The sequence below is a fragment of the Enterococcus sp. HY326 genome, assembly GCF_026157065.1.
Lineage (GTDB): Bacteria > Bacillota > Bacilli > Lactobacillales > Enterococcaceae > HY326.
In genome coordinates, this window is record NZ_JANLGQ010000001.1 from 186,096 (window position 1) to 200,055 (window position 13,960).

The window sequence follows — 13,960 nt, forward strand, 5'->3', positions numbered from 1 at the left end:
AAAACATATTTATAAAACAATCACTAAAGTAATAACTGAAAGAACTAAACTAACCAGCCAGAAAATAGTATCAATTTTCCATTCTGACCAACCACTCATTTCAAAATGATGATGGATGGGTGACATTTTAAAGATTCGTTTACCAGTTAATTTAAAAGACGATACCTGCAGCATGACGCTCGCTGTTTCAATCACGTAGATTAGACCAACTAACAATAAGGTCCATTCCTGATGCAGTAAAATTGAAACGGCAGCCAACAGTCCCCCTAAAGCTAAGGAGCCAACATCCCCCATAAAAATTTTCGCTGGTTTTTTATTATAGAGAAAAAAGCCAATCAGTCCACCGACTACACAGACGCAGATAATCAGAACATCATATTGTTGTTGGAACCACGCAATGATTGCATAAGTTCCAAAAGAAATCGTCCCTAAGCCGGAAACTAAACCGTCGATACCATCTGTAAGATTGACGGCATTCGAAAAGCCGACTAACCAAAAGATAATAAATAGACCGTAAATAATACCTAAGTGAACTTGTAAACCAAAAACATTTAAAATATCTGTATTATTATCAAGACGATACACTCCGTAAAAAACTAAGCCTCCGGCAATCTGACCAATTAATTTTTGACCAGATTTTAAACCGAGATTTCTTTTACGGAAGACCTTGATAAAATCATCAATAAAACCTAATGCCCCGTATAAGACTAGGATAAATAAAAGAATAGCCAAAGAAGGAGTCAGTTGCTGAAGCCAAATGGCACTAATAATTCCAATAATAATAACGCCAACTAAAAAAACTAATCCACCCATCGTTGGTGTGCCAGCTTTGACGCTGTGCCAACCAGGGCCATCTCCGCGGATTTCCTGACCGTATTGTTTTGCCCGAAGATAACCAATAAACAGTGGCATAAATGCCACTGTTATCGCAAAGCTACCAGCTAAAGGGATTAAGAATTTTGTCCATTCCATTTGTATTCTCCTAAATCTATTACATTAACTAACCAAGTGTGAAGCTAATGCTATCTGTATTTATAATTTCATTTGAGGCCACGCTTTGTTCAACACAACGGCCCTCACCGTTGATGGTTACATCTACACCAATCAGACTACCAAAAGCTTCTAGTTCAGCTGCTGTCCAATCCGTCGTATCTGGCATCGCAATATTGCCATCCGTTAAAAGCATAACTCGTGTGTTAGGATCAACTGTTTCACCGGCGGCCACTGATTGCCCAGTCACGGTATCCCCTGTTCCTAATACAATTGGTGTGACAAATGCTCGGCTTAAAGAGACAGCGGCATCTGTCGCAACCTGATCTTGATAATCATCAATCGTCACAGTGGTGTTACTTGTATCTGTAGAAGCCATTTCAGTGTTTAAGATATCCATTGAACGTTTCATCAACGGATTAGCAATTTGTGAGAAGGCTGTGCGGTCATAATTTTGTGGCTGTTGTTGTGTCAAATAAAGAACATATTCTGGATCTTCAGAAGGATACATTAAAACAACAGAATAAATGTAGTTTGAAGAACCCGTAAGATAACCAGAACCACCTGTACCAGCAATCTGAGCTGTTCCTGTTTTTGCAGAAATATTATAGCCGTCCAGTGAATACAATCCATAAGCAGTCCCATAATTTTGGCTGGTTACGGTATCTTGCATATAATTCAATACTGAGTTAGCGGCATTGGCTGAGAAAGCTTGCCCGGCAACGGTCGGTTCAATAACCGTCGTGTCGCCCGTATCAGAATTAACGACTTTACTGATAAAGTGCGGTTCTAACATCTGTCCATCATTAGCAATTCCTGAGAAGATTTTCATCATCTGCAGGTTTGTAACAGTTAAAGCCTGGCCATAAGCGCTCATCGCTGTATCGACAATGTTTTCAGATGGCATTGAACCATCATTCTCACCATTTAAACCAGAATAAGTGCTCTCACCAATTCCCATTTGTTCTAAATGGTTGCGCCAAGCAGCTCCGCCCATGGCTTGCTCTAGCGTCACCATACCGACGTTACTTGACCAAGAGAGAGCTTGTCGCATGGTTAAAGTTCCCATACCTTGGGACCAGTCGTTAATTTTTGTATCTTCAATTTGAATGGAGCCAGATTGGAAGGTTTGATTTTCATTAAAGACACCTTCATCTATTGCAGAGGCAACCGTCGCAACTTTGATGGTCGAACCGGGTTCATAAGCGTCTTCCACCAAAATGTTCCGCCAATTTTCCACATCACCGATATTTTCCGGATCAAAACTAGGCCGTTGCGACATCGCTAAAATTTCACCGGTATCAGCCTTCATTAAAATAGCAGTCAAATTTTCTGGATTTGTCGCACTGTATACAGGATCCATTAGCGTTTCTAAGTAACTTTGCAGACGGGAATCAATCGTGGTGTAAATATCGGAGCCATCAATCGCTGCGGTTTCTTCAGCTGTGGTCCCTGGTAACGGATTACCGTAGTTATTTTTTTCATAGACTACAGAGCCATTTTGTCCGGCTAATAAAGAATTGTAGGCAGACTCAATCCCCATTTGACCTGTTAATTGAGTACCATCATCGCTATTAGCATAGCCGATTAAATAGGAAGCAAAATTTCCATTTGGATAAATCCGGTCTGAGGATGCATCGAAATACAATCCGTTAATGCCAGCACTTTCCATGGCTGCTTCAATCGCTTGCCGGGTTTCCAAGCTTAGGTTATTGGCTAACGTACCGAATTCAACTTGATAGCGATCAGCATCTTTCGCATCCTGTAGCAATTTCAATGCCTCGTTTGTATCAATTCCGATAGTCTGATTTAAAATAGTTGCTATCGTATTAAAATCATCTTCATGGGCATACAGCTCTTTATCTCCATTGACATACGTTTCAGACAAAATAGCGTAAACTTTAAATGAAGAAGAGCTTTCAGCGATTGTGTTACCAGAACGATCGTAAATAGTGCCTCGCGTGGCTTCTAAAACTTCTGAACCCTTGTAAAGCTCTTCCGTTTTACTTGCTAAAGAAACGCCGGCTACATGACCGCCGACAACAATATACGAAAGCCGTACCGCAAATAAAAAGAACAATCCAATACTCGTAGTAAAAAGAATAATCCCTACTTTTTTGCGATTGTTCCGCGGATTTAAATTGCGTTTATCTAAAAATCTTTTCAATCTATTTTTCATTGACTTCATTTAACCTATTTCACAGTCCTTAAATTATTTTCATCGATTGTCAGACCATTGGCTTCAGCAATTGATTTAAGCCGATCGGAACGGGATAGTTCTGTTTTTTGTTGCTCCAACTCAGTAGCTTGACCATTCGTTTCAGTAATAGTTGTTTCAATTGTTGAGATTTGGTTTTCAACTTGGGTCATTTGGCCCTGCAGACGAATCGTCAAAACGGACATTCCCAAGATGCCGACAAGAATAAAACCTAAAATAAATTTCTCCATTTTTGAGAGCCTCTTAAGATGACGAAGTGACGATACCGGCAATTTTTCGGAAATGTCGACTGGTTGAACTTTCGTAATCTCAGGAACAGCTGGTGTTTCTGGCACTTCATGTTCTCTGGCAGGTTCTTGCAGCATGTGGTATTGGAAATCTTCTACTTTTTTCGGTTCAGCCATCTTACTGTTCCTTTCTAGATTTTTTTTCAGCCACTCGCAATTTAGCACTGCGGGAGCGATTGTTCTCAGCCAATTCCTGCTCGCTCGGTAAAATCGGCTTACGGGTAATCACCTTGAGCTCTGGTTGTAACTCATCCGGTACCATGGGCAACCCCGGTGGCAAATCCGGTAATGAGCTGTATTCTTTAAACATTGTTTTGACAATACGATCTTCTAATGAATGAAAGGAGATTGCTGAAATCCGTCCGGCTGGATGTAAAAGAGAAATTGCTTGTTCCAGTGACGTTTCCACTGCTCCTAACTCATCATTGACGGCAATCCGGACTGCCTGGAAAATCCTTTTGGCAGGATGACCACCAGTGCGTCTAGCCGCAGCAGGTATCCCTAATTTAATGATATCCACCAATTCACTCGTTGTTTCAATCAGTTGCTCTTGTCTGGCCCGTTCAATTTGACGGGCAATTTGTTTGGAGAATTTTTCTTCGCCGTAACGGTAAAATATTTTTACTAATTCATGGTAATCATAGGTATTAATAATTTCATAAGCGGTCAACGGATTGCTTTGATCCATCCGCATATCTAATGGTGCATCTTGGTGATAGCTAAAGCCACGTTCAGCTTCATCTAGCTGTGGCGAAGAAACGCCTAAGTCGTAGATGACACCATCCACGCCTGTAACACCTTGTTCGGCAAGCATTTCAGCAAGATTGCGGAAATTACTTTTAATAAAGGTGACCATTTGCCGGTCAACATATTCCTTTAAAAATTCTTGCCCATGGTCTATAGCTTTTTGGTCTTGATCAAAGGCATATAGATGACCTTGATTACTTAATTGAGATAACAGGTATTGGCTGTGCCCGGCGCCGCCTAATGTGCAATCAACATAGATGCCATCTGGCTTAATATTTAAATTATCCACCGTTTCCTTTAACATCACGGTATAATGTTGGAAATCCTGCGCCATGACTTGCCTCTTTCTAACTAAAAACCAAAATCACTCATTGTTTCAGCAATTTGATCAAAATTTTCTTCCGCTTCTTTAGCATATGCTTGCCAGCGGGCTTCATCCCAAATTTCTATTCGGTCAGAAACACCAATAATCATACAGCCCTTCGTAATAGCGGCGTGTTCCCGCAAGCTTTGGGGAATGTTAATCCGTCCCTGCTTATCAATTTCAACCTCGCTTGCTCCGGCATAGAAATAACGGACAAAGGTGCGGGCATCTTTTTTTGATAAGGGCATTTCATTTAATTTTACTTCAAGTTTAGCCCACTCGCTAACGGGATAACCAAATAAACAACCGTCTAGACCCTTGGTTAACACGAAGTTTTCTCCGAGGTCATCACGTAATTTGGCAGGAACAATTAAGCGGCCTTTTGCATCAATATTATGTTGAAATTCACCCATAAGCATTGCAAAAATCCCTCCTGTCCCACTTGATAGTAATAGTCTACCACAATCCCCCACTTTCTACCACCCATAGTAAAAAGTGTTGAGAAATTCTTTGACGTTTACTTACTTTTAAAAGACAGAAGTAATTTTTATTTATTTTATCGCTTTAAATATAACGGATAATTGTCAACACAATCAATGTGATATACAAGACCATCGTAAGTAAAAAGACCAGGCGCCAAAACATTTTAAAGAAACGCCCGTACATGATTTCACGATAGTAATGGGCGTGAAATAACGCCACGCCAATGCCTAGAATCAAGACAGCAATCATAAAATAAGGTAAGATTGAATGACCATAAACGGTTCTAGAAATCTCATGCAACCCAACGAATAAAAAAGGAATTGCCAAATCAGGTGTTTTTAACCCCATTTTCTTTATAAAACGCACGCTTGCTGTCAAAAAATTACTGGCAAAAAGCGCAATTACCGGGAAAATTAACCAAAACATTATCATTGGAGAAAATGACTCCATCACTAAATTCCTTTCTCACATCAAAGTCTTATGACTATTTTTCTGATTGGCAGCTACTTTTTGAGAGTTCTTGGCTAACTTGATGTTTTCTTTGCCATCAAAAATTGTCCAGACTCTCGCCATTTTAGCTATAATAACTATACTGTATTTTCGTTACATAAGTGTTTCATTTTATTTAAAAGTTATTAAGTAATTGACTGAGAGTTAAATTTTTCGCAAAAAGTTTTTATCCAACCTACCTATTATACCTAAAAAACTTCTGTTAGCGATTAAGTTTTTCTAAACTTTCCTTGAAACCTTTGGAAAAAGAGAGTAGAATTTCAAAGACTACTAAAAAAGGATGGAGATTCATGAATAAAAAGAAAAAATCTACTTTCCAAGTGATTACTAAAGTTGTTGTCTGGGCTATGTTGATTCTAACCCTCGGAGGTATCGTCTTCCAAGCGGCCGCGATTATTTTTAACTAAAATTAAAATATCCAACCATTTCGTAACCTTTTGCCGTTACGAATGGTTGGATATTTTTTAACATTTAATTACTGTGTCGAGCTTGCCTCAATAATTCCTTGGCATGCTCCAAGGCCAATTCTGTCACTTCAGAACCAGCCAACATTCGGGCAATCTCAGCTACCCGTTGGTCTTCATCTAACTGTTTGACCCGAGTTTCTGTCCGCTGCCCGATAACTTCTTTATAGATGAAATATTCATTGTCAGCGGCAGCGGCAACTTGTGGCAGATGCGTGATGCAGAGAACTTGAGAATTTTGGGCGATTTTATAAATTTTTTCGGCAATCGCCTGAGCAACACGACCACTGACACCAGTATCTACCTCATCAAAGACAATGCTGGTGATGCCCTGCACTTTAGAAAAAATAGTTTTTAATGCCAGCATCACCCGTGATAGTTCCCCACCAGAGGCCACCCTAACTAAAGGCTTCAAAGGTTCCCCCGGATTAGTCGAAATATAAAATTCGACAATGTCAAAGCCATCGCTGTTCAACTCTTTAGCTTTGGTAAAACGAACCTCAAATTGGCTGTTTTCCATATACAAGCCTTTTAGCTCCTCTAGAATTTCCTTTTCCAACCGCAAAGCCATCTTCTTTCGCTGAACATGTAATTTTACCCCCTGTTCTGTCACCTTTTGCCATTTAGCGGCCACTTCTTTTTCCAGCTGATCTAAGCGGCCATCTGAGAAAACTGAATCAGATAATTCATCAGAAATTTTTTGATAATAGCTTAAAATCTCAGCGATAGAATTGCCATATTTCCGTTTTAATTGGCGAATTAACTCCAGGCGCTGCATCACCACTTCCAAACGGCCTTCATCCAGTTCAAGGCTTTCAATAATTCGCGTAATCTCAGAACTAGCATCCTGCAAAAGATAATAGGCGCTATGAATATTTTCGCTAATTTGCTGATATTCCAAATCTAAATCAGCAATCTCTGAAATCTCTTGGCTAGCTGAGCCGACATTATCTAAGGCTCCTTGTTGTTCGTCTGTCAAGCGTTGATAAATTGTTGAAAAGGTATCGACAATCCGATGAAAATTACTGAGCTTATCCCGCTCCTCCAACAAAATTTCTTCTTCACCAGCGGCTAACTCCGCAGCTTCAATTTCTTCTTTCTGGAAAGTCAGCATGTCTACCCGTTGAACGTAGGATTGCTCATCAGTTTTTAAACGCTCCAACTCTCGGGCTTGCTTACTGACTTCGTTATAATTATTGCGATAAGCTTCCTTAGCCTTTTGAAAATCTTTGGCACCGAAACTATCTAATAAGTTTAGATGCCGGTCTGCCCGCATCAATTCTTGATGATCATTTTGTCCTTGAATATCAACTAAGTATTCCCCTACCCGCCGTAAATTTCCTAACGTCACAATCCGGCCATTAATACGGCATATACTTTTTCCTGTCAGATAGATGTCCCGTTGCACGACAAGTTGATCATCGTTTAAATCTAAGCCTAACTCTTCAGCGACTGCCAGAAAGGCTGGCTGCTCTGGAATTTCAAAGAGCCCTTCCAATAGGCAGCTCTCACTACCTTCTCGGATAAAATCAGAGGAGCTGCGGCTGCCGGCTAATAAGCTCATGGCATCGATGATAATCGACTTTCCGGCGCCGGTTTCACCGGTTAATGCAGTCATCCCTTTATAAAACTGTAGCTGAAGCTGGGAGATTATCGCAAAATTTTTAATGTTTAATTGTAACAGCATCTGTAAAACTCCTTTGCAGAACTTCTTTTATAGATAGCCAATTAGAAACTCTTGAAGCTCTTGGGCTTGGGCCTCACTGCGGGCAATTAATAGCAGTCCATCATCATCGTTAATCGCCGCAAAAAGCTCTTCAGAGAATTGGCTTTGCAATAACTTGCCCAAAGCGATAGCACTCCCAGGAAGTGTCCGCAAATACAGAAGCTTCTCTTGAATATCAACTGAAATCAAGCCATCATTTAATAAACGATGCAATTTTTCTGCTGTATTATCCTGACTCTCTTGGGGCAAACTGTATTGATAGCCGCCTTCAGGTGAGGGCACCTTCACCAGCTTCATTTCCTTAATATCTCGGGAAATGGTCGCCTGAGTAACAAAAATATCCTCTTGAGCCAAGATTTCTACAAAATCTTCCTGCTTGCGAATCGCCCGCTCATTGAGGAGCTGACTAAGTAATTGTTGGCGGTCTTTTTTTCTCATCTACTCTTCCCTCCAAAAATTGGAATCCAATCATTTTATTTAGCTTACTTTTTTTCACAAAAAAAAGCAATGGCAGCCCTGAAGACCAAGCAGAAATTTGGTTGAACTTTAGAATTATTTCTTCAAGAGCCAGATTTTTTATTCTGATACGGAAAAAAAGCGAGCCATCAAAAGGCAGCACCAGTTGCAATGAAAAAAATGCAACATTTAGGCAAACCTTTGTTGATAGCTCGAAGCTAATTTTTTTAAATCTGAAAAAAACTATTTTTTTGCTAAATCCTGATGGGCAGCAGCCACGACGTCTTCGATTGAAACTTCTGGTAAGATTGAGCCGCTTGTCGCTGATTTTAAATGGACTAAAAATTCAATATTACCTTCACCACCAGTAATCGGTGAATAGCTTAAGGCTGCGACTTGATAATTAGCCGTTTGGGCAAAGTCCAAAATATCCGTCAACACTTGCTGATGAACTTTTGGATCTTTAATGATGCCGTTTTTACCAACGGCTTCTCGGCCAGCTTCAAATTGCGGCTTAATTAAGGCGACAACTGAACCACCAGACCTTAAAATCTTATGCAACGGCGGCAGAATTAATTTAAGGGAGATAAAGGAGACATCAATACTGGCAAATTCCGGTTGCCCCTCAGTAAAATCTTCCGGCGTCGCATAGCGAAAATTGGTGCGCTCCATCACGACCACCCGGGAATCTTGCCGAATTTTCCAAGCCAATTGATTATAACCGACATCCAGGGCATAACTGAGTTTGGCGCCATTTTGCAGGGCGACATCCGTAAAGCCACCGGTGGAAGCTCCAATATCCAAAACGATTTTGTCTTTTAAAGAAATATCAAACACCTCAAGGGCTTTAGCCAACTTCAGGCCACCACGAGACACGTAAGGTAATTTTTCTCCTTTAATTTTTAACAAGCTGTCTGTTGCAATTTTTTCGCCAGGTTTATCAAGGCGTTCATTTTTTTCAGTGTATACCAAGCCAGCCATCACACCCCGCTTGGCTTTTTCTCGGGTTTCAAAGAGGCCCTGCTCATAGGCAAGGACATCTACACGTTCTTTCTTCATGGTTCCCTCTTTCTAAGCCAATTCAAAACGGCCTATCAGCTGCTGCAAGAGATCAGCGTTAAAGGTTGTTTCGTTTTGAATGTCTCTCACAGTCGCTCTTGCTTCAATTAATTCTTTTCGCAAGGCTTCCTTTGCACCCTCCACACCCAAGAGAGCGGGATAAGTACTTTTAGCTAGCGCTTGATCACGACCAACTGTTTTACCTAAAGCTTCAGTTGTACTGATAACATCCAAAAGATCATCTCTAATTTGAAAAGCCAAACCTAAATGACCAGCAATCTTTCTCAGCAAAGATAAAATTATTGCGGATTGTTGCGTCAGCAATCCACCAGCCACAATACTATAGGTAATCAGTGCCCCCGTTTTCCGCTCATGAACTGCCATCAACTCAGACAATGACAGAGCTTCGTTTTCCCCTTGAATATCGGCGGACTGACCGGCAACCATTCCTTCGGTTCCAGCGGCAGCTGCAAGTTCTTGTACCAGTGCTAAATTTATTGCTGCCGGTAAATCTGCCTGTGCCAGTAATTGAAAGGCAGCAGTCAACAGACCATCGCCAGCTAAAATAGCTAACGCTTCGCCAAAAACTTTATGATTGGTCGCTTGTCCTCGCCGCAAATCGTCATCGTCCATCGCCGGTAAATCATCATGGATCAATGAATAGGTGTGAACCATTTCAACTGTAGCGGCCGCTTGATAAGCGCCTTGCGTCAGCTCTCCTTGAAAACCGGCAGCAATTGTCAAAACAAAGAGGGGGCGAATCCGTTTCCCGCCAGCCGCAATTGAATATTCCATCGCTTCTAGCAACTTTAAATCACTGGTATGCTGTTTTAAAAAATTTTTCATCACAGCTTCCACTTCTGGTAACTGCTCTTTAGAAAATGCAGCTAGACTACTCATTGTCTGCCCCTTCAAATAATTCTTCTTGATTATTGTCAGCCATAACTTTCGTCAAGGTTTTTTCCGCTTTGGTTAACGTGTCTTGGCATTGCTTGCTTAATTCCATGCCTTTTTTAAAGGCACTCAAAGCTTCTTCAAGTGGCACGTCTCCTTGTTCCAGCTGGTTGACGATTTTTTCTAATTCAGTTAATGATTCTTCAAATGTCGGATTGGCCATCATCTGTCCTCCTAATGTCTTTTATTGCGGCAGTTGCCTCACCATCTGCATAGTGTATTGTAATTTCATCGTCTCTCTTTAAATCAACGACCTGCCCGATAACTTCATCTTCTTTTGTTGTGTAACTGTAGCCGCGGCCCATAATTTTTAAAGGGCTTAGCAAATCCAGTGACTGGACAGCGTTTGAAAAAGCTTGTTGCTTTTTATCAAAGAGAGCAGTCATGCGGTTTTGTAATTTCTCATCTAGATAGTGTACCTGCTGTTGGGCAGCGGCGACTTTGACCGCTGGCGAATTTTGTAAAAGTCGGTGGGTCAAATTGACCACTTGGTTATTGGTTTCATTGGTCAGTGTTTGCATGCTGACCAGTAGCTGTTGCTTTAATTGATCCAGTTTTAAAGATTGGGCTTCGTACAAACGATTGGGCTGACGAAACACATAGGAATTAGCTAGGCGGCGATAGCGCTCCCCTTTAAACTGCAACTGTTTTGACAAGGCTTGCTCTAAGCGAACTTGCTTTTCTTTAATTTTCAACAATTCTTCACTGAGCACCGGTACGGCCAATTCAGCGGCGGCTGTCGGTGTCGCTGCCCGTACATCCGCTACTAAATCTGCAATCGTCGTATCCGTTTCATGACCGACAGAAGAAATAATCGGTGTTGCAGCTGCAAATATTGCCCGCGCAACCCTTTCTTCATTAAAGGGCCACAAATCCTCAATTGAACCGCCGCCACGCCCGATAATCATCGTGTCAAAATTCCCTAGAGCTTCGACCCGTTGAATATTGCGGACCAAATCATCGGCAGCTTGATTTCCCTGAACTAGCGTTGGAAATAAAACTAGCTGGGCAATTGGATAACGCCGCTGAATGGTGGTGATAATATCACGGATAACAGCCCCACTAGGACTAGTTAGGACAGCGATTCTTTTAGGAAATCGGGGGAGCAGTTTTTTAGGGGCAGAAAATAAACCCTCTTGATTTAATTTTTCCTGCAGCTCAGCTAAGGCTTGATACAAAGCCCCGACGCCATCCGGTTCCATATGCTCAATATAAATCTGGTAATTGCCGCTGGCCTCATACAGAGAAATACGCCCAACAACTAGCACCTTCATACCTTCCTTTGGCTGAAATTTCAGCTTTTGAAAGGCACCTTTAAACATAATAGCGGAAATTTTTGCCCCGTCATCCTTCAAGCTAAAGTATTGATGGGCATTGGGCCGCATTCGAAAATTAGAAATTTCCCCCGTCAGATAAACCCGCTCCAAATAAGGATCGGCTTCAAATTTGCGTTTTAAGTATTTCGTTAAGGCGGTAATCGTTAAATATTGATTTTCCATATTTTTTATTACCCTTGGCTTCTTTTAGCAGCCTCAACGGTTTGCTGCATCAACATGGTGATTGTCATGGGACCAACACCACCTGGAACTGGTGTGATAAAGTCAACAAGCGGTTCAACAGCTTTGAAGTCCACATCGCCGACTAACTTCCCTGTGTCATTGCGATTCATGCCGACATCAATGACCACTGCTCCGGGTTTTATAAATTCTTCGGTGACAAATTCACCACGACCGATAGCCACGACTAAAATATCAGCCGTTCTAGCAACTGCTGGCAAATCTTTGGTGCGGGAATGAGTGATTGTCACAGTCGCATTTTTTTCTAATAATAAAATCGACATCGGTTTGCCAACAATATTGCTGCGGCCGATTACGACGGCGGTTTTTCCTTCTAAATCAATATCATAAGCTGCAAACATTTTCATGATGCCATAAGGAGTGCAGGGAATCATCTCTGCCTCACCGGCTAACAGTTTACCTAAATTCATTGGGTGAAAGCCATCCACATCTTTTCTCGGATCAATTGCTAAAAGCACTTTTTCTTCATCAATGTGTTTGGGCAGTGGCAATTGCACTAAGATGCCGTGGAAAAGAGGGTCTTGGTTATAAGCTGCAATTTTTGTTAACAAATCGGCTTCGCTGATTGTTTCCGGTAAGCGTTCGACCCTTGAGAAAATACCAATTTTTTCTGCCGCTCTTTCCTTATTGCGGACATAGACTTGGCTGGCAGAATCTTCTCCGACTAATAAAACAACGAGGCCCGGCTGCAAACCTTTTTCTTTTAAGTTTTCTACCTCAGTTGCTATTTCTGACTGCATTTTTTGTGCGAGTTCTTTTCCATCAATGATTGTTGCCATGTTACTGCCTCCTTCATCTCTTCAATGGTCTAATTTTAGCATAGAACCAGCCCTCGGCAAAGGTTGAGCTTGCTTTTTAACCGAGTGGCCTGACCTCATTTTTACAAAATTTTTTGGAATAGAAAAAAGCCTGTGACATTAGTTAAACAGAATTGAACTTCACCAACAATAATTAGTAAGTACCACTAGATATTATTGATTTAGAACGAAGACCTGTTGCGCAGTAGGAGCATGGCCCTTTTTGCCTTGCAACCCCACTGAACTACAACGACAAAACAATATCGTTCAAAATTTCTTCTGTTAAAAAGACTAGTGTCACAGCCTTTCAAAAAATGTTTATTGATCTTTAATCACATTAGACAAAACACCGTTCACAAACTTACGGGATTGGTCATCACTAAAGGTTTTTGCCAATTCTAGCGCCTCATTCAAAGCAACTGTTGCTGGTACATCCTCAACATAAAGAATTTCAAAAATTGCGATACGCAGAATGATTAAATCCATTTTGGCAATCCGTGAAACCGTCCATTTTGCCTTTAGGTGCTTAGCGATAATCCCATCAATTTCCGCCTGCTTGGCAACGACGCCTTCTACTAATAAATCCAGATAAGTAGGGACAAAGGCATCCTCTTCATCATTTAATAAATCCTGATGATCTAATTCAATCGCATTGTAAATGGCATCTTGCTTAGATAAATCGGCATTAAAATCCAAAGGAAATAATGCCTGCAAAGCTTTTTCACGAATCTCGTGACGGGTTAATTCTTTACTCATGGGTTTCCTCATCTTCATCTGGGAATAGATCAGCTAAGTTGGGCTGCTCCGTTTTTTCAGGAATGACTGCAACAACGTGAATATTAACCTCAGCTAATTCCACATCCGTCATAAAGAGCACTTGTTGTTTCACCCGCTCTTGCATGTCCATCGCAATTTTTGGCACGGAAGTCCCATAGTTTAAATAGCAATAGATGTCCACATTAATCGCACCTTCTTCGGTGAAGGTTAAATAAACGCCTTTACCGTAAGCAGCCCGGCCTAACAGCTCATTGACATTGCTGGCTAGAGTACCCCGCATGCCGTAGACTCCGTCCACTTTTGAAGCGGCAATGCCGATGATGACTTCTATTACTTCTGGAGCAATCACGATTTCTCCTAATTCATGGTTTACGTCTAACACTAAACTTTTTTCGTCAGCCATAATCAAATCTCCTTTAATCTAATCTTCCCTTGAAATTTTCACGGGTCGCTAGTTAATAAAACAGTTCTCCTAGCTTTACTAAAGTAAAACTTCATTGATAGTGTATCAGAAATTGCAGTCTGACGCTATCTTTAAATCAATAGCAAGA

At 41.2% G+C, this 13,960-nt stretch carries 16 protein-coding genes; 1 reads left to right on the forward strand and 15 read right to left on the reverse strand.

Annotated elements, in window-relative coordinates:
• Positions 1-9: 9 nt before the first annotated feature.
• From mraY to ORH16_RS00910, 6 genes are all read right to left on the reverse strand, one after another.
• Positions 10-972 carry a phospho-N-acetylmuramoyl-pentapeptide-transferase gene (gene mraY, locus ORH16_RS00885; protein ID WP_265455382.1) on the reverse strand — a complete coding sequence of 321 codons (963 nt, stop codon included), beginning with the start codon at positions 970-972 and terminating at the stop codon, positions 10-12.
• 28 nt (positions 973-1,000) lie between these two features.
• Positions 1,001-3,178 carry a penicillin-binding protein gene (locus ORH16_RS00890; RefSeq protein WP_265455383.1) on the reverse strand — a complete coding sequence of 726 codons (2,178 nt, stop codon included), beginning with the start codon at positions 3,176-3,178 and terminating at the stop codon, positions 1,001-1,003.
• A 5-nt stretch (positions 3,179-3,183) separates the two neighbouring features.
• Positions 3,184-3,612 carry a cell division protein FtsL gene (gene ftsL / locus ORH16_RS00895; RefSeq protein WP_265455385.1) on the reverse strand — a complete coding sequence of 143 codons (429 nt, stop codon included), beginning with the start codon at positions 3,610-3,612 and terminating at the stop codon, positions 3,184-3,186.
• A 1-nt stretch (position 3,613) separates the two neighbouring features.
• Positions 3,614-4,576, reverse strand: a complete 963-nt coding sequence (gene rsmH / locus ORH16_RS00900) for a 16S rRNA (cytosine(1402)-N(4))-methyltransferase RsmH (RefSeq protein WP_265455387.1) — start codon at positions 4,574-4,576, stop codon at positions 3,614-3,616.
• A gap of 17 nt (positions 4,577-4,593) precedes the next feature.
• A complete protein-coding gene (gene mraZ, locus ORH16_RS00905; RefSeq protein WP_265455389.1) occupies positions 4,594-5,025 on the reverse strand; it encodes a division/cell wall cluster transcriptional repressor MraZ in 432 nt (143 codons plus the stop codon).
• Positions 5,026-5,170: 145 nt separating this feature from the next.
• Complete coding sequence (locus tag ORH16_RS00910; RefSeq protein WP_265455390.1) at positions 5,171-5,539, reverse strand: DUF3397 domain-containing protein; 369 nt, start codon at positions 5,537-5,539, stop codon at positions 5,171-5,173.
• A 350-nt stretch (positions 5,540-5,889) separates the two neighbouring features.
• On the opposite strand from ORH16_RS00910, the gene ORH16_RS00915 reads away from it, so the two are divergent.
• Entirely contained in the window at positions 5,890-6,006 is a 117-nt protein-coding gene (locus ORH16_RS00915; RefSeq protein ID WP_265455392.1) for a DUF4044 domain-containing protein, read from the forward strand.
• A 64-nt stretch (positions 6,007-6,070) separates the two neighbouring features.
• On the opposite strand, the gene recN is transcribed toward ORH16_RS00915, so the two are convergent.
• From recN to ORH16_RS00960, 9 genes are all read right to left on the reverse strand, one after another.
• Positions 6,071-7,750 carry a DNA repair protein RecN gene (gene recN / locus ORH16_RS00920; protein ID WP_265455394.1) on the reverse strand — a complete coding sequence of 560 codons (1,680 nt, stop codon included), beginning with the start codon at positions 7,748-7,750 and terminating at the stop codon, positions 6,071-6,073.
• 27 nt (positions 7,751-7,777) lie between these two features.
• On the reverse strand, positions 7,778-8,227 hold the full coding sequence (locus tag ORH16_RS00925; RefSeq protein WP_265455396.1) for an arginine repressor: 450 nt from the start codon (positions 8,225-8,227) through the stop codon (positions 7,778-7,780).
• A 261-nt stretch (positions 8,228-8,488) separates the two neighbouring features.
• On the reverse strand, positions 8,489-9,304 hold the full coding sequence (locus ORH16_RS00930; RefSeq protein WP_265455398.1) for a TlyA family RNA methyltransferase: 816 nt from the start codon (positions 9,302-9,304) through the stop codon (positions 8,489-8,491).
• A 12-nt stretch (positions 9,305-9,316) separates the two neighbouring features.
• Positions 9,317-10,204, reverse strand: coding sequence for a polyprenyl synthetase family protein (locus ORH16_RS00935; protein ID WP_265455400.1), 888 nt, complete (start codon positions 10,202-10,204; stop codon positions 9,317-9,319).
• On the reverse strand, positions 10,197-10,421 hold the full coding sequence (locus ORH16_RS00940; RefSeq protein ID WP_265455402.1) for an exodeoxyribonuclease VII small subunit: 225 nt from the start codon (positions 10,419-10,421) through the stop codon (positions 10,197-10,199). The genes ORH16_RS00935 and ORH16_RS00940 overlap by 8 nt, the downstream gene beginning before the upstream one ends.
• Positions 10,402-11,757, reverse strand: coding sequence for an exodeoxyribonuclease VII large subunit (gene xseA / locus ORH16_RS00945; RefSeq protein WP_265455404.1), 1,356 nt, complete (start codon positions 11,755-11,757; stop codon positions 10,402-10,404). The genes ORH16_RS00940 and xseA overlap by 20 nt, the downstream gene beginning before the upstream one ends.
• 8 nt (positions 11,758-11,765) lie before the next feature.
• A complete protein-coding gene (locus ORH16_RS00950; protein WP_265455406.1) occupies positions 11,766-12,614 on the reverse strand; it encodes a bifunctional methylenetetrahydrofolate dehydrogenase/methenyltetrahydrofolate cyclohydrolase in 849 nt (282 codons plus the stop codon).
• Between the two features lie 336 nt (positions 12,615-12,950).
• Complete coding sequence (gene nusB / locus ORH16_RS00955; RefSeq protein WP_265455408.1) at positions 12,951-13,388, reverse strand: transcription antitermination factor NusB; 438 nt, start codon at positions 13,386-13,388, stop codon at positions 12,951-12,953.
• On the reverse strand, positions 13,381-13,812 hold the full coding sequence (locus ORH16_RS00960; protein ID WP_265455410.1) for an Asp23/Gls24 family envelope stress response protein: 432 nt from the start codon (positions 13,810-13,812) through the stop codon (positions 13,381-13,383). The genes nusB and ORH16_RS00960 overlap by 8 nt, the downstream gene beginning before the upstream one ends.
• Between the last annotated feature and the right edge of the window lie 148 nt (positions 13,813-13,960).